This window comes from Microbacterium sp. AC035 (assembly GCF_979258485.1).
The window spans coordinates 3,679,462-3,703,513 of sequence record NZ_OZ409858.1 but is presented as its reverse complement, the minus strand read 5'-3'; the positions used below and the strand labels follow the sequence as shown (position 1 = coordinate 3,703,513).

The 24,052-nt window shown below is 68.0% G+C and carries 23 protein-coding genes; 11 read left to right on the top strand and 12 right to left on the bottom strand.

Going from position 1 to position 24,052, the window contains the following annotated elements; translation table 11 throughout:
- Positions 1-25 precede the first annotated feature (25 nt).
- On the top strand, positions 26-1,003 hold the full coding sequence (locus tag ACZ0AA_RS17760) for an o-succinylbenzoate synthase (RefSeq protein WP_463513738.1): 978 nt from the start codon (positions 26-28) through the stop codon (positions 1,001-1,003).
- Between the two features lie 97 nt (positions 1,004-1,100).
- Here the strand turns inward: ACZ0AA_RS17760 and ACZ0AA_RS17755 are convergent, their stop codons facing one another.
- Positions 1,101-1,724 carry a TetR/AcrR family transcriptional regulator gene (locus tag ACZ0AA_RS17755; RefSeq protein WP_400861994.1) on the bottom strand — a complete coding sequence of 208 codons (624 nt, stop codon included), beginning with the start codon at positions 1,722-1,724 and terminating at the stop codon, positions 1,101-1,103.
- A 121-nt stretch (positions 1,725-1,845) separates the two neighbouring features.
- Between ACZ0AA_RS17755 and ACZ0AA_RS17750 the strand changes: the two genes are divergently transcribed.
- From ACZ0AA_RS17750 to ACZ0AA_RS17740, 3 genes are all read left to right on the top strand, one after another.
- The gene (locus ACZ0AA_RS17750; RefSeq protein ID WP_463513737.1) at positions 1,846-4,647 is read left to right on the top strand and encodes an MMPL family transporter; all 2,802 of its coding nucleotides are present in this window, start codon (positions 1,846-1,848) and stop codon (positions 4,645-4,647) included.
- Positions 4,644-6,608 (top strand): YhgE/Pip domain-containing protein, encoded by a 1,965-nt coding sequence (locus ACZ0AA_RS17745; RefSeq protein ID WP_400861997.1) that lies wholly within the window; start codon positions 4,644-4,646, stop codon positions 6,606-6,608. The genes ACZ0AA_RS17750 and ACZ0AA_RS17745 overlap by 4 nt, the downstream gene beginning before the upstream one ends.
- Before the next feature lie 164 nt (positions 6,609-6,772).
- On the top strand, positions 6,773-7,369 hold the full coding sequence (locus ACZ0AA_RS17740) for a 2'-5' RNA ligase family protein (RefSeq protein WP_400861999.1): 597 nt from the start codon (positions 6,773-6,775) through the stop codon (positions 7,367-7,369).
- Positions 7,370-7,384: 15 nt separating this feature from the next.
- Here ACZ0AA_RS17740 and ccsB read toward each other — a convergent pair whose 3' ends face one another.
- The 5 genes from ccsB to ACZ0AA_RS17715 form a co-directional block, all read right to left on the bottom strand.
- Positions 7,385-8,371: a c-type cytochrome biogenesis protein CcsB gene (gene ccsB, locus ACZ0AA_RS17735; RefSeq protein ID WP_463513736.1), complete on the bottom strand. Its 987-nt coding sequence runs from the start codon at positions 8,369-8,371 to the stop codon at positions 7,385-7,387.
- A 4-nt stretch (positions 8,372-8,375) separates the two neighbouring features.
- The gene (gene resB, locus ACZ0AA_RS17730; protein ID WP_463513735.1) at positions 8,376-10,163 is read right to left on the bottom strand and encodes a cytochrome c biogenesis protein ResB; all 1,788 of its coding nucleotides are present in this window, start codon (positions 10,161-10,163) and stop codon (positions 8,376-8,378) included.
- 28 nt (positions 10,164-10,191) lie between these two features.
- The gene (locus ACZ0AA_RS17725; protein WP_463513734.1) at positions 10,192-10,968 is read right to left on the bottom strand and encodes a cytochrome c biogenesis CcdA family protein; all 777 of its coding nucleotides are present in this window, start codon (positions 10,966-10,968) and stop codon (positions 10,192-10,194) included.
- 16 nt (positions 10,969-10,984) lie between these two features.
- The gene (locus tag ACZ0AA_RS17720) at positions 10,985-11,638 is read right to left on the bottom strand and encodes a TlpA family protein disulfide reductase (protein WP_400862005.1); all 654 of its coding nucleotides are present in this window, start codon (positions 11,636-11,638) and stop codon (positions 10,985-10,987) included.
- Between the two features lie 64 nt (positions 11,639-11,702).
- The gene (locus ACZ0AA_RS17715; protein ID WP_463513733.1) at positions 11,703-12,107 is read right to left on the bottom strand and encodes a MerR family transcriptional regulator; all 405 of its coding nucleotides are present in this window, start codon (positions 12,105-12,107) and stop codon (positions 11,703-11,705) included.
- Positions 12,108-12,167: 60 nt separating this feature from the next.
- Between ACZ0AA_RS17715 and ACZ0AA_RS17710 the strand changes: the two genes are divergently transcribed.
- Positions 12,168-13,067, top strand: a complete 900-nt coding sequence (locus ACZ0AA_RS17710; protein WP_463513732.1) for an NAD(P)/FAD-dependent oxidoreductase — start codon at positions 12,168-12,170, stop codon at positions 13,065-13,067.
- Positions 13,068-13,154: 87 nt separating this feature from the next.
- Here the strand turns inward: ACZ0AA_RS17710 and ACZ0AA_RS17705 are convergent, their stop codons facing one another.
- Together ACZ0AA_RS17705 and ACZ0AA_RS17700 are read right to left on the bottom strand one after the other, a co-directional pair.
- Positions 13,155-13,784: a histidine phosphatase family protein gene (locus ACZ0AA_RS17705; protein WP_400862011.1), complete on the bottom strand. Its 630-nt coding sequence runs from the start codon at positions 13,782-13,784 to the stop codon at positions 13,155-13,157.
- Between the two features lies 1 nt (position 13,785).
- Positions 13,786-14,160, bottom strand: a complete 375-nt coding sequence (locus tag ACZ0AA_RS17700) for a DUF5684 domain-containing protein (protein ID WP_400862013.1) — start codon at positions 14,158-14,160, stop codon at positions 13,786-13,788.
- Positions 14,161-14,289: 129 nt separating this feature from the next.
- On the opposite strand from ACZ0AA_RS17700, the gene aspS reads away from it, so the two are divergent.
- Entirely contained in the window at positions 14,290-16,071 is a 1,782-nt protein-coding gene (gene aspS / locus ACZ0AA_RS17695; RefSeq protein ID WP_463513731.1) for an aspartate--tRNA ligase, read from the top strand.
- Between the two features lie 231 nt (positions 16,072-16,302).
- On the opposite strand, the gene ACZ0AA_RS17690 is transcribed toward aspS, so the two are convergent.
- Positions 16,303-17,130, bottom strand: a complete 828-nt coding sequence (locus ACZ0AA_RS17690; RefSeq protein ID WP_400862017.1) for a sulfite exporter TauE/SafE family protein — start codon at positions 17,128-17,130, stop codon at positions 16,303-16,305.
- Positions 17,131-17,299: 169 nt separating this feature from the next.
- Between ACZ0AA_RS17690 and ACZ0AA_RS17685 the strand changes: the two genes are divergently transcribed.
- The 5 genes from ACZ0AA_RS17685 (at position 17,300) to ACZ0AA_RS17665 (ending at position 21,526) form a co-directional block, all read left to right on the top strand.
- Positions 17,300-18,448: an ABC transporter substrate-binding protein gene (locus tag ACZ0AA_RS17685; RefSeq protein WP_463513730.1), complete on the top strand. Its 1,149-nt coding sequence runs from the start codon at positions 17,300-17,302 to the stop codon at positions 18,446-18,448.
- Positions 18,445-19,392, top strand: a complete 948-nt coding sequence (locus tag ACZ0AA_RS17680; protein ID WP_400862021.1) for an ABC transporter permease — start codon at positions 18,445-18,447, stop codon at positions 19,390-19,392. Before ACZ0AA_RS17685 ends, ACZ0AA_RS17680 begins: the two co-directional genes overlap by 4 nt.
- On the top strand, positions 19,389-20,183 hold the full coding sequence (locus tag ACZ0AA_RS17675) for an ABC transporter permease (protein ID WP_463513729.1): 795 nt from the start codon (positions 19,389-19,391) through the stop codon (positions 20,181-20,183). Before ACZ0AA_RS17680 ends, ACZ0AA_RS17675 begins: the two co-directional genes overlap by 4 nt.
- Positions 20,180-21,259, top strand: coding sequence for an ABC transporter ATP-binding protein (locus ACZ0AA_RS17670; protein WP_400862025.1), 1,080 nt, complete (start codon positions 20,180-20,182; stop codon positions 21,257-21,259). Before ACZ0AA_RS17675 ends, ACZ0AA_RS17670 begins: the two co-directional genes overlap by 4 nt.
- A gap of 87 nt (positions 21,260-21,346) precedes the next feature.
- Positions 21,347-21,526 (top strand): YegP family protein, encoded by a 180-nt coding sequence (locus tag ACZ0AA_RS17665; protein WP_400862027.1) that lies wholly within the window; start codon positions 21,347-21,349, stop codon positions 21,524-21,526.
- 89 nt (positions 21,527-21,615) lie between these two features.
- On the opposite strand, the gene ACZ0AA_RS17660 is transcribed toward ACZ0AA_RS17665, so the two are convergent.
- The 3 genes from ACZ0AA_RS17660 to ACZ0AA_RS17650 are packed head-to-tail and all read right to left on the bottom strand — an operon-like array spanning position 21,616 to position 24,015.
- The gene (locus ACZ0AA_RS17660) at positions 21,616-22,371 is read right to left on the bottom strand and encodes an amino acid ABC transporter ATP-binding protein (RefSeq protein ID WP_400862029.1); all 756 of its coding nucleotides are present in this window, start codon (positions 22,369-22,371) and stop codon (positions 21,616-21,618) included.
- Positions 22,368-23,165: an amino acid ABC transporter permease gene (locus tag ACZ0AA_RS17655; protein WP_290159859.1), complete on the bottom strand. Its 798-nt coding sequence runs from the start codon at positions 23,163-23,165 to the stop codon at positions 22,368-22,370. The genes ACZ0AA_RS17660 and ACZ0AA_RS17655 overlap by 4 nt, the downstream gene beginning before the upstream one ends.
- 34 nt (positions 23,166-23,199) lie before the next feature.
- A complete protein-coding gene (locus ACZ0AA_RS17650; RefSeq protein WP_400862031.1) occupies positions 23,200-24,015 on the bottom strand; it encodes a transporter substrate-binding domain-containing protein in 816 nt (271 codons plus the stop codon).
- Between the last annotated feature and the right edge of the window lie 37 nt (positions 24,016-24,052).

The window sequence follows — 24,052 nt, the reverse complement described above, 5'->3', positions numbered from 1 at the left end:
GGCTGCGACAGAGCAGAATGAGCACATGCTCCCACCGCTCGCAGACCTGCTCGGCTCGGCCAGGGTCGTCTCGCTTCCGATGCACACCCGATTCCGCGGGGTCGACACCCGCGAGGCGCTGCTCTTCGAAGGCCCTGAGGGGTGGGCCGAGTTCTCGCCGTTCCTGGAGTACGACGATGCCGAAGCGGCGACCTGGCTCGCTGGGGCGATCGACTTCGCCTGGCGGTCGCAGCCGGCGCCTCTGCGGGAGCGCATCGGCGTGAACGCCACGATCCCCGCCATCGAAGCGGCACGCATCGCCGAGGTGCTCGCCCGGTTCGCCGGCTGCCGCACCGCCAAGGTCAAGGTCGCGGAGCCCGGCCAGACGCTGGCAGACGACGTCGCCCGCGTGCGAGCCGTACGCGAGGCGATGGGGCCGGAGGGGCGGATCCGCGTGGATGCCAACGGGGCCTGGAACGTCGACGAGGCTGAACATGCGGTGCACGCCCTCAACGAGTTCGATCTCGAATACGTCGAGCAGCCCTGCGCCACGGTGCCCGAGCTCGCCGAACTGCGCACCCGCGTGAAGTACATGGGCATCCCGGTCGCGGCCGACGAGAGCATCCGCAAGTCTTCCGACCCGCTCGCCGTCGCTCGGGAGAAGGCCGCCGACCTGCTCGTGATCAAGGCGCAACCACTGGGCGGGATCACCCACGCGTTGCAGATCATCACCGCCGCCGGCCTCCCCGTGGTCGTCTCCAGCGCGCTCGACACCGCGATCGGACTCTCACAGGGGGCCGCGCTCGCCGCCGCGCTGCCGACGCTCGACTACGACTGCGGGCTCGGCACCGCATCACTGTTCCTCGACGACGTCGCCGACCTGCGCCCGGTCGACGGGTCGATCCCCGCTGGACGAGTGACACCGGATGCCGCCGCGTTGACTCGACTCGCCGCCGGCGACGACCGTCGCGAGTGGTGGCTCGATCGCCTCAGCCGCTGCCACGAGGCGCTCGCCGCCCGCTGAGCGGTGTCATCCGCGTGCCGAGGACAGGGACGCTGGTCGCCACGAGCCACCTCGACAGACGAACGTCATCTCGACACGCATCTGTCGAGTGACCGCGTCATTTCGCGAGAAGCAGCTGTACGAGGCGTCCGAGTTCCTCACCGCTGGAATGCCGCAGCTGATCGGAGTCCTGGCCGGCCATCGCCCCGCGAACGGTCATGCCCTCCCAGATGATCATCAGCATCCTCGCCGCCTCTTCGGCAGGCACCTTCAACTCGAGCGAGCTCACCGAGACGATGTCGGTGATGATCACGGCGATGCTGGAGACCATCTCGCGCTCCTGCACGAGATAGGCCGAGCCGAACTGCTGGTCGCGCAGCGCGCGGATACGGATCTCGCTCATCAGCATGACGCCGAGCCGATCGTCGCCGCCCGCATCCATGATGCGTTGGACGAGCTCGACCGGGTCGCATCCCTCTGACAGCCCGCCCTCGGCGGCGATCTCGTCGACGCGCTCGCGCACCGCGTTGACTCTCTGCTCGCCGACGCTGCCGGCGAGCACGAGGAATAGCTCGTCCTTCGACTCGAAGTTCGAGTAGAAGGCTCCGCGTGTGAAGCCGGCGCGGTCGCAGACCGCTTCGACCGATGCGCCGTCGAGTCCGACCTCTGCGAAGACCTGTGCCGCGGCATCGAGAAGCCTGGCTCGCGTGTTCTCTCTGCTGCGAGTGGCGGGTGTCGTCATCGAATCCTCCTGCTTCTCATTCTCACACCCCGCACACAGACTCCGGGGCTCGGACCACCTTACGATACAGGTATGTATTGGATACACCTGTGTATCCAGCCCGCATTCCCTGAGGAGCCTCGTGTCCACACTCCTGTCGTCGCTCGGCCGCTGGTCTTACCGGCACCCCTGGCGCGTCCTCGTCTCCTGGCTGCTCGCGCTCGGCATCGCCGGCGCCGGCGCACTCGTGCTCGGAGCGGGAACGGACAACTCGTTCTCCATCCCTGGAACCGAGTCGCAGGCCGGTCTCGAGCAGCTCAACCGCTCGTTCCCCGCAGTCAGCGGAACCAGTGCGCAGATCATCGTGGTGGCGGCTGACGGCGACGCGATCACCGACGACGCGTACAGGAACGACATCGAGGACGTCGTCGATCGGCTCGCCGATCTCGACGACTCCGTGCTCTCGGCCACGTCCCCGTTCGACGAGATGGTCAGCGGCATGATCAACGACGACGAGACCGCAGGCATCATCCGCCTGCAGTTCGACGGCCAGGCGAGCGATGTCTCGGACGAGACGCAGGACGACCTGCGAGCCGTCGTGGCCGAGCTCGCCGATGAGCTCCCCGATGGATCGCAGACCTCTCTCGGTGGCGAATTGTTCGCCACCTCCATCCCCGGTGTCACCCTCACCGAGGCTGTGGGTCTGCTCATCGCCCTGCTCGTGCTGATCGTGACCTTCCGCTCGTTCGTCATCGCAGGACTCCCGCTGCTCACAGCAGTGCTCGGTGTCGGCATCTCGATGGCCGGCATCTTCGCCGCGACCGCCTTCGCCACCGTCTCGTCGACCACTCCTCTCCTCGCGCTCATGCTCGGACTCGCCGTCGGCATCGACTATGCGCTGTTCATCATGGCCAGACACCAGGATCAGGTGCGCGACGGAGTCGACCCCGAGGAATCCACGGCCCGCGCCGTCGGCACGGCCGGCTCCGCAGTGGTGTTCGCGGGCGTGACCGTGCTGATCGCCCTGATCGGACTCGGCTTCGCCGGCATCCCGTTCCTGACCACCATGGGCATCGCCGCTTCCGCCGCCGTCGCTGTCGCCGTCGCTATCGCCGTGACGCTCACCCCTGCGATGCTGGGCTTCATGAAGGGCCGGGTGGCCGGCCGGCCGCGCAAGGCTCCGAAAGCGAAGGAAGGCAAGCCTGCACCCGCTCCGCGCGTGCGATTCAGCGAGCGCTGGGTGACCGGCGTGACCAAGCGCCCGATACTCGTCTCACTCGCAGTCGTGATCGGCCTCGGAATCATCGCAGTGCCGGCACTGAGCCTGAACCTCGCGCTGCCCAACGCCGGTGTGCTGCCGAAGGACTCCGAAGCGCGGCAGAGCTACGACCTCGTCGCCGAAGAGTTCGGGCCCGGCTTCAACGGACCCATGATCCTCACGGGCACGATCGTCACCTCGACCGATCCGCTCACGCTGATGGAGGATCTCGGCGACGAGGTCGCGAAGATCGACGGCGTCAAGGAGGTCGCCCTCGCGACCCCGAACGAGACGGCTGACACCGGCATCGTGCAGATCATCCCCGAGACCGCGCCCGACGACCCCGCGACCGCCGACCTCGTGCGCGAGCTGCGATCGCACCATGACGAGTGGCTCGACGAGTTCGGAATCGACCTCAAGGTGACCGGATTCACCGCGGTCGGCATCGACATCTCGGATCAGCTGGGCAACGCGCTGCTGCCGTTCGGCATCTTCGTGATCGGTCTGTCGCTGATCCTGTTGACGATCGTCTTCCGGTCGCTCTGGGTGCCGATCACCGCCGCCGCCGGATACCTGCTCTCGATCGTGGCCGCGTTCGGCATCGTCGGCGCGGTGTTCGAGTGGGGCTGGTTCGCCGACGCCCTGCACGTCGCGAAGGTCGGCCCGATCATCAGCTTCATGCCCATCATCCTGATGGGCGTGCTGTTCGGGCTCGCGATGGACTACCAGGTGTTCCTCGTCTCGCGGATGCGCGAGGACTTCGTGCACGACCCCGATGGGAAGAGCCCCGACCGAGCCATGCGTCGCGCCGCCGCGCTGCGGGCCGTGCGCAGCGGCTTCACGGGCTCTGCGAAGGTCGTCACCGCGGCCGGCCTCATCATGTTCGCGGTGTTCGTGGCGTTCGTCCCCGAAGGCGACTCGTCGCTGAAGCCCATCGCGCTCGGCCTCGCCGCCGGCATCGCGATCGATGCGTTCCTCGTGCGGATGACGCTGATCCCGGCGCTCATGGCCATCCTCGGCGAGCGGGCGTGGGAGATCCCTGCGTGGCTGGAGAGGATTCTCCCGAGCGTCGACATCGAGGGCGAGGCGGTCGAGCGCGAGCGCCACCTGGCCGGATGGCCGGGCGACGACTCGGTCGTGGCCGCCGACGATCTCACGGTGACGGATGCCGGGATCGACGGCCTTCACCTGCGCGTCGCACCCGGGGGTTCTGCCGTGCTCACCGGCTCCTCCGCTGGCGCGCTGCGCGCTCTGGCATTGACGATCGCCGGCCGGGCGACTGCCGACGACGGGCGCCTCCGGGTCGCCGGCCATCTCCTTCCCGGGCGAGCGGCCTGGGTGCGGGCGCATGTCGGAGCCGTCATGGCCGCGGATGCCGGAAGCCTGCCGGCCGACCTCTCCGAGGCGCTGCGCGGACGACCCGCGCTCGTGGTCATCGACGGAGCCGACCGCCTCTCGCGCTCGGAACGTGATCAGCTCGCGGCACGGCTGCGTGACTCCCGCAGCGCGACCGCGATCGTGCTCACCGCGCTCGACGCGGAGATCGGCCTCGAGCTGCTCGCAGACGCCGGTCGCTCCCCCGCCGACGTGGTCGACACCGACGCACCCGCCCCTCAGACACGACCCGAGTCCTCGGTGCCCCGCACCGCAGACGGCACCACCGAATCGACCGAGGTGAACGCATGACCCTCCCCATCGAACGCGCCCGTTCCCGCAAGCCCATCACCTGGCTGACGATCCTCGGCGTCCTGCTGCTGCCGGCGGCCGTCGGCGGCATCCTGGTCGCGGCGCTGCAGAACCCGACCGAGCGACTCGAATCGATGACCGCGGCGATCGTCAATCTCGACGAGCCCGTGGAGATCGACGGACAGCTGACCCCGCTGGGGCGGCAGCTCGCATCAGGACTCGTCGAAGGATCGGACGAGCTCGACTCCAACCTCACCTGGGTGATCTCGAACGAGGACGACGCGGCCGACGGCCTCGCCGACGGGTCGTACCAGGCGGTCATCACGATCCCCGAGGAGTTCTCGGCCGCCGCGACCTCTGCGGGGCAGGCGATCTCGGACGGCGGAGGCGACGCCGAGCAGGCGACGATCCAGGTCACCACTCCGGAGGACGGCCTCGTCGCCGACGATCTGATCACGAGTCAGATCGCGAACGTCGCCGCGTCGAGCATGGGCACGCTGCTGTCGGAGGCGACGACAGAGAACATCCTCGTCGGCTTCACCACGATCGGCGACCAGATCGGAGAGGCCGCCGACGGTGCCGCCCAGCTGGCCACCGGCGCGCGGGATGCGGCGACGGGCGCGACAGCGATCCCCGACGGCGCGACGCAGCTCGCCTCCGGTGCCGCCGAACTCGGCACGGGGGCCTCCTCGTTGGCATCCGGACTCGATACCCTCGCGGCGAAGACCCGCGAGGCTGCCGGTGGGGCGAGTCAGATCGGCACCGGTCTGACCGCAGGAGCGACGGAGCTTCAGAACCAGGCCGGGCAGATGCCCGCGCTGGTGGGGGCGATCACCACCGGAACGGATGCGGCCACGGACGCCGCGACGAAGACCGCGACGCTCGCGCAGAAGCTCGGCACGATGGCGGCGAGCTGCGACCCCGAGGTCTCCGGAGAGCTGTGCGCTCAGCTCGCCACCGAAGCCGCGAACGCGGGAGCGGCCGCGAAGGCAGCGGGGACCGCGTCGGGATGGCTCACGGAAGTCGAACCGCAGATCGCGACCCTCCCCGGCGCGTTCACCGCCCTCTCGACCCAGCTCGGCGAGGCCGGCGCCGGCGCGACGACTCTCGCGGACGGCTTGAACCAGCTCGCATCCCAGGGCCTCGACGAATCCGCCGCCGGCGCACGTGCACTGTCGACGGGAGCTGTCCAGTTGTCCGATGGGGCGACCGAGCTCGCGACCGGAGCCTCCGAACTGGCGACCGGCCTCGACACTCTCGCGACCGGCACGGGTGACCTCGCGGGAGGCCTGCGCACCGCATCCGACTCCCTGCCATCGTTCAGCGACTCCGAGTCGACCTCGCTCGCCTCGGTGATCGCTGACCCTGTGGCGTCGGAGGGAGCCGACGGAGCAACGATCTTCGGCCCGACCGCGATCCCGCTGCTCACAGCCGTGGTGCTGTGGTTCGGAGCTCTCGCGTCGTTCCTCGTGATGCGGGCGCACACCGCACGCACTCTCACCTCGCGGCGTTCGTCTGCCGGGCTCGCGCTGCGCGCCTTCGCACCGGCTGCAGGGATCGGTGCCGCTCAGGGCCTGCTGGTCGCACTGATCGTGCAGATCGTCGCGAGCTACGATGCCGCCACCTGGTGGGCATTCGCCGGTATCGCCGTGCTGGCCGGGATCGTCTTCGCCGCCGTCAACCAGGCGCTCGTCGCGGTCTTCGGCGGCGTAGGTCGCTGGATCAGCGCCCTCGTCGGGGTGCTCGCGATCGCGACAGGACTCATCTCGACGGTGCCCGGCTGGCTGGCGGATCTCGGCGCCTCCCTGCCGACAGCCCCCGCGTTCGCCGGACTGATCGCCGCGAACGGAGGCGCAGCCGCCGGCCTCATCGTGTGGGGTGTGCTGTCGCTCGTCGCGACCACCATCGCGGTCGCCCTGCGTCGCACGACATCGGTGAAGGCGGCCGTGGCGACCGCCTGACCCCCCCTCTCCGGGCACCCCACCCGGGCACAATGTCGGACCACACACGACGACGCGCCGCGCCTCGTTCTCGATGCGCGGCGCGTCGTCGTCCAGCTCCGAAACCGTGCTCGCCCGGACAGACGCGGTATTCGCACACTCCCCGACGCACGTACGATCAGAAGATGCGTCGCCCGTTCATGACCTCTCCCGCCCAGCTCGAGTCACTCGAGGGACAGCAGTATCTCGTGCTGCGTCCGACGAGAGCCGTGTCGGACGTGTACCGGGCAGAGCAGAGGTCGGCGCTCGGCCGGATGGACGCCCCGCACCCGCACACCGAGCATGTCACGCTGCGCGCATTCCACGAGCCCGAGCGCCGGGAAGACCTGCTCGCCCTCGTCCGCGAATGGGCGGTGGCGCAGCGCCCCATCGAGGTCGTCGCCGAGGCCGTCGACGTGTTTCCGGCGCCGTGGCAGGTCGTCATCCTGCGCCTGAGACGCACTCCCTCCCTCGTGTCCGCCTACGCGAATCTCAGCGAAGCCCTCGGAGGCACGGACTTCCGTCGCCTGGACGAGCGCAGCACGGAGGACTGGACGTTCCACCTGTCGGTGATCTACGCGAAGACGCTCGCACCCGCGGCGTGGACCGAGCTGTCGCACAAGTCCCGTCGCTCGCTCAGCTCACGCCCCGCCGAGACCATCAGCGAGGCCGAGCTCGTCTGGTACGAAGACGGCGTCGAGCACGCCGAGGTGATCCCGTTCGGACTGCGTTCGTTCAGATGAGGTGCGCTCGGGCGCTCAGCTGAGGCCCGAGTATGCGTGCAGGCCCTTGAAGAACACGTTGACGATCGTGAAGTTGAACAGCACGGCCGAGAATCCGACGATCGCCAGCCAAGCCGACGGGTTGCCGCGCCAGCCGCGCGTCGCGCGGGCGTGGATGTACCCCGCGTAGAGCACCCAGATCACGAAGGTCCATGTCTCCTTGACGTCGAAGCCCCAGAAGCGGCTCCAGGCGTAGTACGCCCAGATCGAGCCGGCGATGAGCGTGAACGTCCAGAGGATGAAGCCGATGATCGTGAAGCGGTAGGCCATGCTCTCGAGGCGCTCCGACCCGGGGAACGTGCGCAGGAAGCCCGGACCGGTCTTCTCGGCACCCTCGGAGATGAGGCGCTCGCGGCGGGACTGCATCAGCTGGATCACCGACAGTGCGAAGGCCAGCGCGAAGAACGCGGTGCCGAGGGATGCCACGAAGACGTGGATCACCAGCCACACGCTCTTGAGCGGGTCCATCAGAGGCGACACCTCGACGTAGAAGTTCGTGGCGGAGAGGCCCAGCAGCACGACGACGAGACCGGTGATGAATGTGCCGAGGAAACGCAGATCGATGCGCGTCAGAACCACGAGGAACACCGCGACGATCAGCAGCGTGCCCATCATCGCGAACTCGTAGAGGTTGGCCCACGGCACGCGCCCGGCCGCGAAACCACGCGTGAGCGTCGCAGCGAGGTGGAAGATGAAGGCGAGCACGGTGAGCGAGGTGCCGATGCGTGCCATCACGAAACGCTGCGGGGCGGCCGTCGAGTCGGATGCCGAGGAGCCCTTCGCTGCCGTGCCGCCGCGCGAGCCGGTTTCGGCTCCGACGAGTTCGAAGTCCCGGACGCTCGCCGCATCGGCCGACAGCTGCGACCGGCGGGCAAGGTCGAAGGCGTAGGCCACGAAGGCCGCCGCATAGATCGCGATCGCCGTCCACAGCAGGATCGGCGAGATCACTTCGAGATCGAACATGGTGTCAGTCTACTTTCGGGGTGTCGGATGCGGGGCGCCCGGGGTCACCGTCGCGAACGGCCTCGGACGCCGTCTCAGCCTGGTCGGAGTCGTCAGCGTCGGGCTCATCGTCCGCCTCGACCGCAGTCGTCACTCCTGCAGCGTCCATCAGCCGCGCGTGACCGGCCACGAGATCGTCGACAGCCGTGGCGAGCGTCGGATCCTCGCCTCGCGCGAGGCCGGCGTATTCGAGCGAGACGACGCCGTCCTGCGCCGTAGCCTTGATCCACACCCGGCGTCGCGGGATGAACAGCGCGAGCATGAGTCCGCCGAGCGCCAGAAGCGCGAAGCCGAGCACCCAGGGGCCCGATGCGTCGCGGTGGATCTGCAGCGAGGCGAAGCGCTTGACCGACTGCGACGCATCTGTCGCGCCGGCCGGGGACTCGTCCTCGAAGGTCACCGTTCCCATGCCGTTCGGCAGGTCGGCGGTCTGTCCGGGCGCCAGCTCGATCGATTCGAGGTCTGTCGTGCGTCCGGTGACCTTGGTCATGCCGGTCGTGTCGAGCACATAGACCGACCGCGGAATGCCCTCGTTGATGCCCAGGTCTCCCGTGTAGACGTCGAGGGTGAGAGTCGGGTTGGTGAGATCGCCGAAGCCCGAGAAGAACGCGCCGGTGTCGAGCACACCGGTGGTCGGGTAGAAGAAGCCGACGAGGCCGACCTGCTCGCTGAGCCCGTCGGGGATCTTGATGACGCCCAGCGAGGTCATGTTGTTGTCCTGCGGCAGGAAGGGCGTGCTGTTCGTGAACACGACCTCTCCGTCGGGGTCGCGCACGGTGATCGTCGGCGCGTAGCCGTTGCCGAGCAGGAAGACGTTGTCGTCGGCGACGCCGAGTGGCTCGTTGACCTTGACCGAGCCGGTGCGCTCCTCGCCGTTCTCCTGCACGGTGACGTTGGCCGAGAAGTCGCCGGCCTGACCGGAGCCGGGCTCGCCGAACGGCTGGTAGGTGACGTCGAAGCTGTCGAGGCGCATCGAGTACGGCGCGAGCGCCCCGTCGCTGACGAAGCGGCCGCGGTTCATCGAGTCGTAGTCGAGCAGGGTGTTGGCGAAGGTCTCCCCCTCGACGAGCACGCGCTGGCCGGTGTAGGCGAACCCTCCCCCGACGCCCACGGTGATCAGCACGCCGACGAGGGCGAGGTGGAAGAGCAGGTTGCCCGACTCGCGCCAGTAGCCGCGCTCAGCCGAGACCGACGACGATCGCTTGTCGTCATAGCGCTCGACCCGGTAGCCCAGGGCTTTGAGCTGCTTCTGCGCGATGTCGATCGATGCAGCGGCCTCAGCCGGAGCATCCGTCGAGGTGCGCTCCACAGCGCGGAAGTCGGCGAGGCGCTTCAGACGCGCAGGTGTGCGAGGCGGCCTCGCCTGCAGCGCCTTGGCATGATGACGGATGCGCGGGATGACGCAGCCGACGAGCGAGGCGAACAGGAGCAGGTAGATGGCCGAGAACCACGGCGACAGGTAGACGTCGAACAGCTTCAGACCGTCGAGGATCGGGAAGAGATCGGGGTTGTCGCGCTCCCACTGGGTCACACCGTTGGGGTCGGCCATCCGCTGAGGGAAGATCGAGCCGGGGATCGCCGCGATCGCGAGCACGAGCAGCAGGATCAGCGCGGTGCGCATGGAGGTCAGCTGACGCCAGCCCCAGCGCAGCCAGCCCACGAAGCCGAGGCGCGGCTGGGTGATCGACTCCTCGCCGTCGACGTGGTCTGAGGGCCGGAGCGGATCGCTGGACCTCTCGGTTGTGCTGCTCACGTCATCCTTCCGATGCGTCTTCTTCTGATCAGATCGGGAGGACGACACTGTTCATCACCGCCGTCAGTCGCGACATGATGTCGGTCCAGAGCCCGGTCACCATCAGTACACCGAGGACGATCAGCAGCACCCCGCCGATGACGTTCACGATGCGGATGTGGCGACGGAGGAACCCGACCGTCTTCGTCGCCCACCCGAATCCGAGCGCGACCAGAAGGAACGGGATACCCAGGCCGAGGGAGTAAGCCAGGCCGAGAAAGCCCGCACGCACCGGGTCTCCCTGGTTGAACGAGAGGGCGAAGATCGCGGTGAGGGTGGGGCCGAGGCAGGGGGCCCAGCCGATACCGAGCGCGACGCCCAGCAGCGGTGCGCCGATCAAGCCCGCCTTCGAGTCGACGTGGAAGCGCAGCTCGCGCTGGGCGAAGCCGAAAAGGCCCAGGAAGACGAGGCCCATCAGGATGATCACTCCACCGAGGATGCGGGTGATCAGCTCGCCCCACTGGAGCAGGAAGACGTTGGCGAGCCCGCCGAGCGCTGTCAGCGACACGAACACGAGACTGAAACCGAGGATGAAGAGCAGCACGCCGACCACGAGTCGACCCCGGGCGGGAGCCTCCGCCGTCGAGACGGCACTGCCGTTCGTCATGCGCTCGCGGCGCGGGGCGACCGCTCCCCCGAGGAACCCGAGGTAGCCCGGCACGAGCGGCAGGACGCACGGCGACAGGAAGGAGACGAGGCCGGCGAGCATCGCGACGGGGATCGCGAGCCAGAGGGCACCCGATCCGATGATGGCTTCGGGGTTCATGCCGCACCCGAGAGACTCACGAGTCCTCCGCGAGCGCGTCCTTGACGAGCGTCGAGAGGATCGAGGTGCCGTCGATCGGACCGATGATGCGAGCGGCGACTCGGCCCTGCTTGTCGAGCACCAGAGTGGTCGGCGTCGCCTGGATCGGCACCGACGACGCGAAGGCGAGCTTCGCCTCGGCGGTGTCGACATCGATGAGACTCGGGTACGTCACGCCGAACTCAGCCGAGAACGCCTTGGCGGTGTCGGCCTGGTCGCGGGTGTTGATGCCCAGGAAGGCCACGTCGTCTCCGCCGTGCTCCTGCCACACGCTCTCGAGGTCTTCTGCCTCGACACGGCACGGAGCGCAGCCGGCGTACCAGAAGTTGACGACGGTCACCTTGCCCGCGAGCTCGGAACTGCTGAAGTCGTCGCCGTTCTCGGTGACGCCGCCGAAGTCGACGACGGGTTCACCGCGCTCGGCGACCGGGATCTCGACGATCGCTCCGTCGGCTGCGACGTAGCCGGGATTGTCACCGCTGAGGAACGAGTCGTTCACGGGATCGGGAGCGCAGGCGCTCAGACCGATGGCTAGTACCGCGGCGAGCGCGGCACCGACCGCGCGGCGAGAAGGCCGGATGCGGGAGGGGCGGCCGCTGCGGATCGGAAGAACCGTCGAGGCGAGTGGCACGATTCCCAGTTTACGCAGGGGTTCCTATGCGTGGGCCGGGCGCCCGAGGCGTCGTGCGCAGCTGTCAGAGCCGCGCCAGCACGTCCGCCACACTCGCGCGGAAGCGAGGACACGTGGCGATGTCGTGCGAACGGCATCCCATCGCATGCTCGGTCATCTCGCGCGATCGGCGCATGTCCTCCATCCGCCGATCGAGGTCATCGAGGTGCTGCTGCAGCACCTCATGCCGCCCGGCGCTTCCGTCGTCGAGCAGAACGGCGATCTGGTCGAGGGTCATTCCGGCCGCCTTGCTGCGCTGGATCACCGCGATGCGCACGACCTCGTCCTGCCCGTAGCGGCGCCTCCCGGCGGGGTCGCGCGCGGGCCGCAGCAGGCCGACCGTCTCCCAGTGCCTCAGCACGTTCGTCGGCAGCTCGAAGCGCGCAGCGACCTCACCGACGGACCAGGGACTCTCGACGCTTGACTTCATGTTGACATGAAGTCACAGACTGAGGACGAATGCAAACGCCGCCCCTCGGAAGGACACCACATGTACGACGCGATCGTGATCGGAGCAGGCCCCGCCGGCCTCCAGGCGGCACTGACGCTGGGGCGGATGCACCGCTCGACGCTGCTGCTGGATTCCGGCGAGTACCGCAACGGCACAGTGCTGCACATGCACAACGTCGTCGCGAACGACGGAACGCCCCCGGCTGAGTTCCGCGCGACGGCCCGCACTCAGCTCGCCGAGTACGCCGACATCGAGATCCGCGACGTCGGGGCGCAGACGGTCACGCCCACGGATGCCGGCTTCACCGTGCTTCTCGCTGACGGAGAGACGGCCGAGACCCGACACGTGATCCTTGCCACCGGGGTCGCCGACGATCTTCCCCCGGTGCCCGGCCTGCAGGAGCTGTGGGGCGTGAAGGCCTTCAGCTGCCCGTTCTGCGACGGTCACGAGCATGCGGGCCGATCCATCGGCATCCTCGGCCCCGCTCCCCGCGCCGAGCACCTGATCGGGCTCCTCGGACGCATCGTCAGCGACATCACCGTCTTCCCCGTTGAGCAGGGATTCTCGGCCGAAGAGGCACAGACGCTCGAGGGGCTGGGTGCCCGCGTCAGTGCAGAGATCGTGACCGCCGTGGCCCCGGATGCCGACGGCGTGCGCATCAGCACGGAGTCCGGCGAGCAGAGCGTCGCCGGCGTCTTCGTCGCGTCCGGTTCTCTGCGCCACCGTGCGCCGTTCGCTGACCAGCTCGGGCTGCACCTGCTGCCGTCCGGATCGATAGAGATCGACGACTTCGGTCGCACCTCACTACACGGCGTCTTCGCCGCGGGCGATCTCGCACACCGCGCGCCGCTGCCGGGGCCGATGGCGTCGGTGCTGCTCGCCGCCGCCGCTGGTCAGCTGGCGGCGGTCGGAGTCATCCAGTCGCTTATGGCTCCTTGAGAGAGCATCCTGCCCCTCGCTAGAGATGGCCGATTTCCCTCCACAGCGGGAGCGGCCATCTCTACGCGCGGAACTCGGGTTGCCGGGTCAGACCGCCCCGACGTCGACCGCACCCCCGGTCGCCGCAGGCTCGGCATAGGCGACCTCTCGCCACACATCACCGACGAGCTCGAATGACGTGACGCTCGAGAGCGCGCAGCGACGGGTACGCGGGTCATGCTGCAGCGGCAGACCAGCGACGCGGAGGTGCGTGATCCAGATCGGCGCCTGGTGCGACACCATCACGAGGTCGCCGGAGTCGACCGACCGCCACGCTTCCGCCATCATGCCCAACATCCGCTCGGCGATCGACGCGTACGGCTCGCCCCAGCTCGGCAGCGACGGCTGACGCAGGTGCCACCACTTGAGCGGATTCATGAGCGAGCGACGCATCTGAGTGCCCTCGAACACGTTGGTCGGCTCGATCAGGCGGATGTCGATCTCGGGCGTGAGGCCGAAGCGCTCGGAGAACGGCTCCGCCGACTCCTGTGCACGCTCGAGCGGAGACGAGTAGAGCCCTGCGACCGGACGATCGAGACCGGCGATGTGATCGGACGCGGCTCGTGCCATCTCCCGCCCCGCCTTGCTGAGGTGATAGTCCGGGAGGCGGCCGTAGAGCACACGCTTCGGGTTGTGCACCTCACCGTGACGGACGAGGTGCAGTCGCGACGCCACCACGTCAGACCTGGCGGTAACGGGACTCGCCGAAGCCGATGATCAGGTACCCGATGTAGGGGAAGACGAAGAGCAGGAAGAACGAGAAGAGCCCACCCTTGCCGAACCGCTCGCCGAGCTTGATCGCGACGATGATCCCGAAGACGAAACCGACGATGGGGATCAGATAGAGCAGCGCGAGCCAGCCGGACATCCCGGCGATCTTGACGAGGAACACCACATTCACGATGGGGATGATCGCGAGGATGCCGGGGTAACCGGCCTTCGTGAACACCTTCCACAGGCCGATGACGACGAGGACGTAGAAGACGAGGGCGATCAGGCCCGTCGTGCCGGAGAAGATCGATGCGTAGAGATCCGAGATGCCGTTGGAGTCCATGATGACCCTTTCGCTGGTCGAGCGGCTGTCGTGGCGATCCTACTGACCGATATGCCACCGGCGGAGGAGGCGACACCGCCCCCGTAGAATGGGCGGGTTCATCATTTCCCAGATCAGGAGGAATCCTCCGTGCTTCGCACCCACTCGGCAGGCTCACTGCGAGCCGAGCATATCGGTCAGACCGTCACCCTCTCGGGTTGGGTCGATCGCCGTCGTGATCACGGAGGAGTCGCATTCATCGATCTTCGGGACGCATCGGGCATCGCCCAGGTCGTCATCCGCGATGAAGAGATCGCGCACCCGTTGCGCAACGAGTTCGTCCTCCAGGTGACGGGCGAGGTCTCGCGCCGCCCCGAAGGAAACGCGAACCCGAACCTGCCGACCGGCGACATCGAGCTCATCGCGACCGACGTCGTGGTGCTGAACGAGTCCGCTCCGCTGCCGTTCCAGGTGTCGACGGCTGTCGCCGACACCGAGACGGTCGGTGAAGAGGCCCGCCTCAAGTACCGCTACCTCGATCTGCGTCGCCCCGCCGCGGCATCCGCTCTGCGTCTGCGCTCGAACGTCTACAAGGCCGTCCGAGACGTGCTGCACGGCGAGGACTTCACCGAGGTCGAGACCCCGACGCTCACGCGCTCGACGCCCGAGGGCGCCCGCGACTTCGTCGTGCCCGCTCGCCTGCACCCCGGCAGCTGGTACGCCCTGCCGCAGTCGCCGCAGCTGTTCAAGCAGCTGCTCATGGTCGGCGGCGTCGAGAAGTACTACCAGATCGCCCGCTGCTATCGCGATGAGGACTTCCGTGCCGACCGTCAGCCGGAGTTCACGCAGCTCGACATCGAGATGAGCTTCGTCGACCAGGAAGACGTCATCACGCTGATGGAGTCCCTCATCCAGGCGATGTGGAAGACCATCGGCGTCGAGGTGCAGACCCCGCTGCCGCGCATGACCTATGCCGAGGCGATGGCCAAGTACGGCTCCGACAAGCCCGATCTGCGTTTCGGACTCGAGCTCGTCGAGGCGACCGAGTACTTCGCCGAGACTCCGTTCCGCGTCTTCCAGGCCGAGTACGTCGGTGCCGTCGTCATGCCCGGCGGCGCGAGCCAGCCGCGCAAGCAGCTCGACGCGTGGCAGGACTGGGCCAAGCAGCGCGGTGCCCGCGGCCTCGCCTATGTGCTCTTCAACGAGGACGGCTCTCTCGGCGGCCCCGCTGCCAAGAACCTGTCCGAGGCCGAGCAGGCAGGTCTCGCGGAGTTCGTCGGCGCCTCCGTCGGCGACTGCGTGTTCTTCGCCGCAGGCTCGACGAAGGAGAGCCGTGCGCTCCTCGGCGCCGCCCGTGTCGAGATCGGCCGTCGTCTCGGCCTGCTGAGCCCCGACGAGTTCGCCTTCACGTGGGTCGTCGACGCACCGATGTTCGAGCCTGCGGCGGATGCCGTGGCATCCGGTGACGTCGCCGTCGGCGCCGGAGCATGGACCGCCGTGCACCACGCGTTCACTGGGCCCAAGCCGGAGTTCCAGGACACGTTCGACACCGACCCCGGCTCCGCTCTCGCCTACGCGTACGACATCGTGTGCAACGGCTCGGAGCTCGGCGGCGGATCGATCCGCATCCATCGTGAAGACGTGCAGAAGCGCGTGTTCGAGGTCATGGGCATCAGCGACGAGGTCGCGCAGGAGCAGTTCGGCTTCCTGCTCGACGCGTTCAAGTTCGGCGCACCGCCGCACGGTGGAATCGCGCTCGGCATGGACCGCGTGCTGCAGCACCTGGCCAAGACCGAGTCGATCCGCGACGTCATCGCGTTCCCGAAGTCGGGCAACGGCTTCGATCCGCTGACTGCGGCTCCGGCTCCCATCACCGCGGAGCAGCGCGCCGAGGCCGGCGTCGACTTCGAGCCCGAAGACGACGAGGCCTGACGACACCTCACCCGTCGCCTCGAGACCCCGTTCCGCTCAGCGGAGCGGGGTCTCTGCGTATGCGCCGGGCCGGGTCCCGGACTCATGCGCCGCGCCTCCCCGGTTCGGCCGAATGCGCCAGAATCGGCCGGGCTCGCCGAATTCGGCCGCAGCACGCGCAGAACACCGCGCGGACGGCGAGCGGATGCCCGCGGGCGGATGCCCGGAGCGCAGGTGCGGCAGGACGGATGCTCAGCGCAGCGCGGCGAGCGCCGGCGCGATGTTCTCGTTCCACACATCGACGCCGAGTTTCGCGATGAGGGCGACCACCACGACGAGGAAGACGACGCGGATGAAGGTCGTGCCGCGTGAGATCGCCATGCGAGAGCCGAGGTAGCTCCCGGCGACATTCGCGACCGCGAGGATGCCGCCCAGCAGCCACAGCACGGCGCCGTGAGGGATGAAGAGCAGCAGGGCACCGGTGTTCGTGGCGAGATTCACGATCTTCGCCTTGGCGCTCGCCTGCAGGAAGTCGTACCCCAGCAGCGCGACGAGCGAGATCACCAGGAATGTCCCGGTTCCCGGCCCGATCAGCCCGTCGTAGAAACCGATCACGAGTCCGGCGAGCCCCGCCATGATGTGGTGTTTGTGCCCGCTGAACCGCAAGCGGGTGGCCGCGCCCATCTGCGGGCGGAATGCCGTGAAGAGGGCGACGGCGAGGAGCGCGACCACGATGATCGGCTTGAATGCCGCGGCCGGCAGCACCGTGGCGACGGCGGCACCGCCGAACGATCCGACGAGCGCGATCGCGGCCATCGGCAGGGCCGTGCGGATGTCGGGTTTCGCCCGGCGGTAGTACGTGACGCTGCTCGTGGCCGTGCCGAAGACCGAGGCGAGCTTGTTGGTGGCGAGCGCCTGGATCGGCGAGATGCCGGGGATGAGCAGCAGGGCGGGCAGCTGCAGCAGCCCTCCCCCGCCCACGACGGCATCGATCCAGCCCGCCGCGAAGGCCGCGACGACGATGAGGATCAGCGTGCCCCAGGTGAGCTGCTCGAGCCCGAGCACACTGCCGATGTCCATCCGTCCAGGATGTCAGACTGCGTGGCGACTCGACCGCCACCGCGGCCCGACCCGCCACACCGCGGACACCTCGCGTTCACCGAGACCGCGATGATCGGCAACCCTCGGCTCATAGTGTCCTCTCGCAACCCGAATCCGGCTCACAGCGCCGGACACCGAGAGGACCCTGATGACGAACTTCCACCGCCGCGCGCGCATCGGCGCAGGCATCGCCCTGTTCACCACCGCTGCGCTCGGCCTCACGGCCTGCGCCACGGGCGCTGAGACTCCCGCCGCCGGCAGCGACGACGTCGATGCCGCAGCCGCGACCTCGGTCGAGGACTTCGGCTCGTTCGCCGACCTCGAAGAGGCTGCGAAGGCCGAAGGCCAGCTCAATGTCATCGCCCTTCCGCGCGACTGGGCGAACTACGGCGAGATCATCGACCTGTTCGCCGAGAAGTACCCCGAGATCACCATCAACGAGGCGTCGCCCGATGTCTCGAGCGCCGAAGAGATCCAGGCCGCGAAGACCAACGAGGGCCTCGACACCGCACCCGACGTGTTCGACCTCGGCCTCACGGTCGCGCTGCAGAACACCGACGTGTTCGCCCCGTACCAGGTGCAGACGTGGGACGAGATCCCCGACGCGCTCAAGGAGCCGACCGGACTGTTCGTCGGCGACTACGGCGGATACATGTCGATCGGCTACGACTCGTCGAAGTTCGACGCTCCCGAGTCGCTCGACGACCTGAAGGACGCCGCATACAAGGGCGCCGTCGCCATCAACGGCGACCCGACGCAGGCCGGTGCGGCGTTCGCCGCCGTGGGCCTCGCCACGGTGCAGTCCGACGGCACGCTCGACGACTTCCAGCCGGGCATCGACTTCTTCTCCGAGCTGCAGAAGGCCGGCAACCTGCTCAAGGTCGATGTCACCACGGCGACCGTCGCGAGCGGCGAGACGCCCGTCGTCTTCGACTGGGACTACCTGAACGCCGCGCACGCGCAGGGCGATGACGGCAACAAGAACTGGAAGGTCGTGGTCCTCGACGGTACCGGCTATGCCGGCTACTACAACCAGGCGATCAACAAGGATGCCCCGAACCCGGCGGCTGCTCGTCTCTGGCAGGAGTTCCTCTACAGCGACGAGGTGCAGAACCTGTGGCTCAAGGGCGGCGCACGTCCGGCTCGCATGGAGGCCATGACCGAGGCCGGCACGATCGACGCCGACCTCGCAGCGGCGCTGCCCGAGGTTCCGAGCGAGACGGTCGTCCCGACCGAGGAGCAGTCGACGAACGCCGGCACGCTGCTCGGCGAGAAGTGGGCAGCGGCGGTCCAGTGACCACTGCCACCACGACGGGGGCGGATGCCACGGCATCCGCCCCCGTCCCCCTCGCTCCGGCCAGCGCCGGGCCCATCGTCTCGGGGGCCCGGCGCTCGGCGCCGTCCCCGGCCTGGCTCGGTCTCGTGCCGTTCGCCGCGTATGTTCTGCTCTTCCTCGCCGTGCCGACGATCCTCGCGATCGGGTCGGGCTTCTTCACGGAGGACGGCTCATTCACCTGGTCGAACGTCTCGGCCCTCGGCGATCCCGTCGTCCTCACCACGTTCGCGAACTCCGCCGGACTCTCGCTGCTGACAGCCCTGGTCGGCGCGATCGTCGGAGCCCTCGTCTGCTATGCCCTCCTCGGCATGAACCCGGACGGGGCGGTGCGGTCGACCGTGGATGCCGCGGCCGGCGTGCTCGCGCAGTTCGGCGGCGTGATGCTCGCGTTCGCGTTCATCGCGACGATCGGCATCCAGGGCGTGGTGACGCTCTTCCTCAAGGACGACCTGGGCGTCGACATCTTCGCGAACGGCACCTGGCTCTATGAACTCCCCGGCCTGATCCTGCCCTACATCTACTTCCAGATCCCCCTCATGGTGATCACGTTCATGCCCGCCCTCGCCGCGCTCAAGCCGCAGTGGGCGGAAGCGAACCTCACGCTCGGTGGCACACGCTCGAGCTTCTGGCTGCGCATCGGCATCCCGGTGCTGGCGCCCTCGTTCCTCGCGAGCCTGCTGCTGCTGTTCGCGAACGCCTTCTCGTCCTACGCCACGGCCGCAGCACTCGCGAGCCAGGGCGCGCAGATCGTCCCGCTGCAGATCCGGGCTGCGCTCACCAGCGAGACCGTGCTCGGCCGCGAGAACCTGGCCGGTGCGCTCGCGCTCGGCATGATCGTGATCGTCGGGGTCGTCATGGCCCTGTACTCGATCATCCAGCGACGAGCCGCGAGGTGGCAGTCATGAATCGTCTCGGCCCTTCTCTCGCGACCCGCTGGATCATCGGCATCGCCGTCGGCGCCTTCTTCGCCATCCCGCTGGCCTCGACCTTCCTCTACACGCTGCGCCAGACCGACGGAACCCTCGGCCTCGAGCGGTGGTTCGCGCTGTTCGACCCGGCCAAGTCGGCAGCCATCAAGCCGATCTGGATGGGCCTGGGCAACTCGCTGATCCTGGCCGTCGTGACGGTCGCGATCGTGCTGCTTCTGCTCGCGCCGACGATGATCCTGGTCAACCTGCGCTTCGCGAAGCTCAAGCCGGTGTTCGAGTTCGCGGTGCTGCTGCCGATCTCGATCCCCGCGATCGTGCTCGTCGTCGGTCTCGCGCCCATCTACCTGCAGATCGGCCGCGCGCTCGGCACGGGCACCTGGACGCTCGCCTTCGCCTACGGCATCACCGTGCTGCCCTTCGCGTACCGCTCGATCCAGGCCTCCATCGACGCCGCCGATCTGCGCACCCTCGCCGAGGCGGCACGCTCGCTCGGTGCGAGCTGGCCGACCGTCGTGCTCAAGGTGCTCGCTCCGAATCTGCGCCAGGGACTGCTCGCGGCATCGCTCATCTCGATCGCCGTCGTGCTCGGTGAGTTCACGATCGCTTCGCTCCTCAACCGTCAGGTGTTCCAGACGGCCATGGTCGTCGTCCAGAAGCAGGACCCGTACGCGCCGGCGATCTTCACCCTGCTGGCGCTGCTGTTCGTCTTCCTCCTGCTCCTCCTCATCGGCCGCGTCGCGCGCGGCAACGGAAAGGCCCGCTCATGACCCTCCCCCAGACCGCCGACAACATGCTTCTCGCCGAGGCCGGCGAGGGCACCCGCGTGCAGCTGCAGGGCATCGTGAAGAGCTACTCGGGCAACACCGTGCTGCACGGAGTCGACCTCGACATCGCGCCGGGTGAGTTCGTCTCCCTGCTCGGTCCGTCAGGCTGCGGCAAGACCACTCTCCTGCGGGTGCTCGCGGGGCTCGAGGGTCTCGACAGCGGCGCGGTGCTTCTCGGCGGGAGCGACGTCTCCCGCGTCCCGACGAACAAGCGCGACATCGGCATGGTCTTCCAGTCCTATTCGCTGTTCCCGCACCTCCGTGTCGCGGAGAACACCGCGTTCGGGTTGCGCCGCCGTGGACTCGGCAGAACCGAGGCCGCGAAGAGAGCTCTCGACGCGCTGGCCCTGGTGGGCCTCGCCGACTTCGCCGACCGCTTCCCGCATCAGCTCTCCGGTGGCCAGCAGCAGCGCGTGGCGCTCGCCCGTGCGCTGGTGACCGAACCGAAGGTGCTGCTGCTCGACGAGCCGCTGTCGGCACTCGACGCGAAGGTGCGCGTGCAGCTGCGTGATGAGATCCGCCGCATCCAGCTGCGCCTCGGCATCACCACCGTCTTCGTGACCCACGACCAGGAGGAGGCACTGGCCGTCTCCGACCGGATCGCCGTGATGAACGCGGGGACCATCGAGCAGATCGGCACCCCCGAGCAGCTCTACACGACGCCTTCGACGGCAGGTGTCGCCGCCTTCGTCGGTCTCTCGAGTGTCGTGTCGGGCGTCGCCGAGGGCGACCACGTGGTGGTGTGGGGGCAGAAGCTGCCGCTGCAGGCTCCCGCCGACGGACCGGTCGACGTCTACCTGCGCCCGGAGAACGTGCACTTCGCGTCCGAGGCGGATGCCGCGACCGACGCGCTCGTGCAGGAGAGCACGTTCCTCGGCAGCATGCGCCGCACGCTCGTGCGCACCGAGTCGGGTGAGCTCGTGCGACTGCAGCACGCCCCCGGCATCCATCCCGCCTTCGGTGATCGTGTGCGGATCGCTGTCGCGCCCGAGCCCGTGGCCGTGCATCCTCGCGGCTGAATCGTGCTCTATCCCTGGGCCAGTACTCCGGGATACCGTGATGCTCGAGGGCATCTCTCCCTCGATTCGGCAGAGAAAGGACGCCTCATGGCAGGCAAGTTCGAGCTGTACACCGACAGTGCCGGCGGTCACCGGTTCCGCCTGAAGGCCGGTAACGGCGAGGTGATCGCGTCGAGCGAGAGTTACACCACGCGGTCCGCTGCGAAGAACGGTATCGAGTCGATCAAAACCAACGCACCGGGAGCCACGGTCGTCGAACTCGACTGACTCCCTCCTTCACGCTCCATACGAAGACCCCCTCCTGCTTACTCAGCGGGAGGGGGTCTTCGTATGATGCGGGTCGTGCGACCGCGAGATCAGAGAACGCGAGCGAGGAAGTCCTGCGTACGCGGATGCTGCGGGTTGGCGAGCACCTCGCGCGGGTCGCCCTCTTCGACGATGTGACCGCCGTCCATGAAGATCAGACGTGACCCGACCTCGCGGGCGAAGCCCATCTCGTGCGTGACGACCAGCATCGTCATGCCTTCGTCAGCAAGCGAGCGCATGACCTGCAGCACCTCGCCGACGAGTTCAGGGTCGAGCGCAGAGGTCGGCTCGTCGAACAGCATCATGTCGGGGTTCATGCACAGCGCACGCGCGATCGCGACGCGCTGCTGCTGACCGCCCGAGAGGTGCCCGGGATAGGCGTCCGCCTTCTCTTCGAGCCCGACGCGTCCGAGCATCTCCTTCGCGACCCGCTCGGCCTCGGCCTTGGAGCGCTTCTTCACGCGCTGCTGCGCGATCATCAGGTTGCCCATCACATCGAGGTGCGGGAAGAGGTTGAAGCTCTGGAAGACCATGCCGATGCGGGTGCGCACGCGGTCGATGTCGACATCGGGGTCGGTGATGTCGATGCCCTCGATGAGCACCTTGCCGCCGGTGGGCTCCTCGAGCAGGTTCACCGAGCGCAGCAGCGTCGACTTGCCCGAACCCGACGGGCCGATGATGCAGACGACCTCTCCTGCGGAGACGGTGAGGTCGATGCCCTTGAGCACCTCGTTGTCGCCGAAGCTCTTCACGAGCCCCTGCAGGTCGATCGCGGGTGCGTGGACGTCAATCAGATCGGTGATCATCGCTGCCTCGACATCCTTCGTTCCAGGTACGCACTGAAGCGCGTGAGGGGGATCGTCACGATCAGGTAGAGGGCCGCCGCCATGATCAGCGGCGTTCCGTTCGCGTTCTGCGTGCTCGCATCACGGGCGAAGTTCGTCAGCTCCTTCGACCAGATGAAGGACCCCGCGACGAAGAGCAGCGAGGTGTCCTTCAGCAGCAGCACGAACTCGTTGGTCAGCGGCGGGATGATGATGCGGAAGCCCTGCGGCACGACGATCCAGAAGGTCGTCTTCATGGGGGACATGCCGAGTGAGCGAGCCGCCTCCGTCTGCCCCTTCGGAACCGCCTGGATGCCCGCGCGGATCGTCTCGGCCATATACGCCGACGCCACGAGGATCAGACCGATCAGGCCGAGCACGACCGGTCCGCCGAGCTTCGTGCCCGGCACACCGAGTCCGATCGGCAGGATGAACGCGATGGCGAAGATCGTGAGGATCGCGGGAAGCCCACGGAACAGCTCGATCCACGCCGTCGCGATCCACCGGAAGGGTCCGATGCTCGAGAGCTTCAGGAGTGCCAGCACGATGCCGAGCAGCAGGCCGCCGGCGAACGCGACGGCTGTGAACCACAGCGTGTTGACGAGCGCCGTGGTGATGATGCCCGGGAGCATCTTCGCCGCGACCTCGGGGTTGAAGTACAGCTGCGCGATCCGGGCCCAGTCGGTGCTGACGATCAGCCAGACGGCGACCGCGATCAGCACCGCATAGACGGTGTACCGATACAGCTTGCTCTTCGTGGTGCGCCTCAACGCCATTGTCAAGGTCTCCCTGTCCTACGTCGCTCGCCGATTACTTCGCGGTGAAGTAGGTGTCGTAGATCGTCTGGTAGTCGCCGCTGTCGCGCAGATCCTGCAGCGCACCGTCGATCGCCTCGCGCAGCGCATCCTTCTCGCCCTTCGCATATGCGAAGCCGTAGGACTCGCCCGTCTCGTACTCCTCGACGATCTTGTAGGCGCTGTCGGCCTTCTCGTGCTCGAGGTTGACGGGCTGGTCCTGAAGGATCGCGTCGATCTGACCGGCTTGCATCGCGGGCCACAGCTCGCCGTCGGAGGGGTACTGCACGAGCTGCGCTCCGGTGGCGTTCTCGGTCGCGTACGCCTCGCCGGTGGTGCCCTGCTGCACGCCGACGTTCTTGCCGGAGAGATCGTCGATCGACTCGATGCCCGAGTCGGTGCGAACGAGCAGCGACTGCAGCGACTCGTAGTACGGCTCGGAGAAGTCGATGTTGGCCTTGCGCTCGTCGGTGATCGTCATCGCGGAGGCGCCGATGTCGCACTGACCGGCTGCGAGCGTCGTGCCCGACTGCAGTGCGTCGAATCCGACGTCCTGCACGGCGAGCTTGAGGTCGAGCTCCTTGGCGATCGCGTCGAGCAGGTCGATGTCGAAGCCGGTGTAGCCGGTGCCGTTGTCGCCGCCCTCGAACTCGAAGGGCGCGTAGGGGATGTCGGAGCAGACCGTGAGCGTGCCCGCCTCGATGAGGTCGTACTCGCCGCCAGCAGCGGGCTCGCCCGATCCCGCGTCGCTGCCGCCGGTCGCGCATCCGGCGAGGGCGAGGGTTGCGGTCGCGGCGAGCGCGATCCCGGCGATGATGTTGCGACGGCGCATGTCAGCTCCTGAACGACGAGGGTGTGGTTGCCCACGG

Bases quoted from the DNA above. Each gene is read 5' to 3' on its own strand.
- ACZ0AA_RS17710 (WP_463513732.1), top strand. From the start codon at position 12,168: ATGTACGACGCGATCGTGATCGGAGCAGGCCCCGCCGGCCTCCAGGCG.
- ACZ0AA_RS17725 (WP_463513734.1), bottom strand. From the start codon at position 10,968: ATGAACCCCGAAGCCATCATCGGATCGGGTGCCCTCTGGCTCGCGATC.
- ACZ0AA_RS17655 (WP_290159859.1), bottom strand. From the start codon at position 23,165: ATGGCGTTGAGGCGCACCACGAAGAGCAAGCTGTATCGGTACACCGTC.
- ACZ0AA_RS17690 (WP_400862017.1), bottom strand. From the start codon at position 17,130: ATGGACATCGGCAGTGTGCTCGGGCTCGAGCAGCTCACCTGGGGCACG.
- ACZ0AA_RS17700 (WP_400862013.1), bottom strand. From the start codon at position 14,160: ATGGACTCCAACGGCATCTCGGATCTCTACGCATCGATCTTCTCCGGC.
- ACZ0AA_RS17760 (WP_463513738.1), top strand. From the start codon at position 26: ATGCTCCCACCGCTCGCAGACCTGCTCGGCTCGGCCAGGGTCGTCTCG.
- ACZ0AA_RS17675 (WP_463513729.1), top strand. From the start codon at position 19,389: ATGAATCGTCTCGGCCCTTCTCTCGCGACCCGCTGGATCATCGGCATC.
- ACZ0AA_RS17650 (WP_400862031.1), bottom strand. From the start codon at position 24,015: ATGCGCCGTCGCAACATCATCGCCGGGATCGCGCTCGCCGCGACCGCA.
- ACZ0AA_RS17755 (WP_400861994.1), bottom strand. From the start codon at position 1,724: ATGACGACACCCGCCACTCGCAGCAGAGAGAACACGCGAGCCAGGCTT.
- ACZ0AA_RS17745 (WP_400861997.1), top strand. From the start codon at position 4,644: ATGACCCTCCCCATCGAACGCGCCCGTTCCCGCAAGCCCATCACCTGG.
- ACZ0AA_RS17685 (WP_463513730.1), top strand. From the start codon at position 17,300: ATGACGAACTTCCACCGCCGCGCGCGCATCGGCGCAGGCATCGCCCTG.
- ACZ0AA_RS17660 (WP_400862029.1), bottom strand. From the start codon at position 22,371: ATGATCACCGATCTGATTGACGTCCACGCACCCGCGATCGACCTGCAG.
- ACZ0AA_RS17715 (WP_463513733.1), bottom strand. From the start codon at position 12,107: ATGAAGTCAAGCGTCGAGAGTCCCTGGTCCGTCGGTGAGGTCGCTGCG.
- ACZ0AA_RS17740 (WP_400861999.1), top strand. From the start codon at position 6,773: ATGCGTCGCCCGTTCATGACCTCTCCCGCCCAGCTCGAGTCACTCGAG.
- ccsB (WP_463513736.1), bottom strand. From the start codon at position 8,371: ATGTTCGATCTCGAAGTGATCTCGCCGATCCTGCTGTGGACGGCGATC.
- ACZ0AA_RS17665 (WP_400862027.1), top strand. From the start codon at position 21,347: ATGGCAGGCAAGTTCGAGCTGTACACCGACAGTGCCGGCGGTCACCGG.
- ACZ0AA_RS17670 (WP_400862025.1), top strand. From the start codon at position 20,180: ATGACCCTCCCCCAGACCGCCGACAACATGCTTCTCGCCGAGGCCGGC.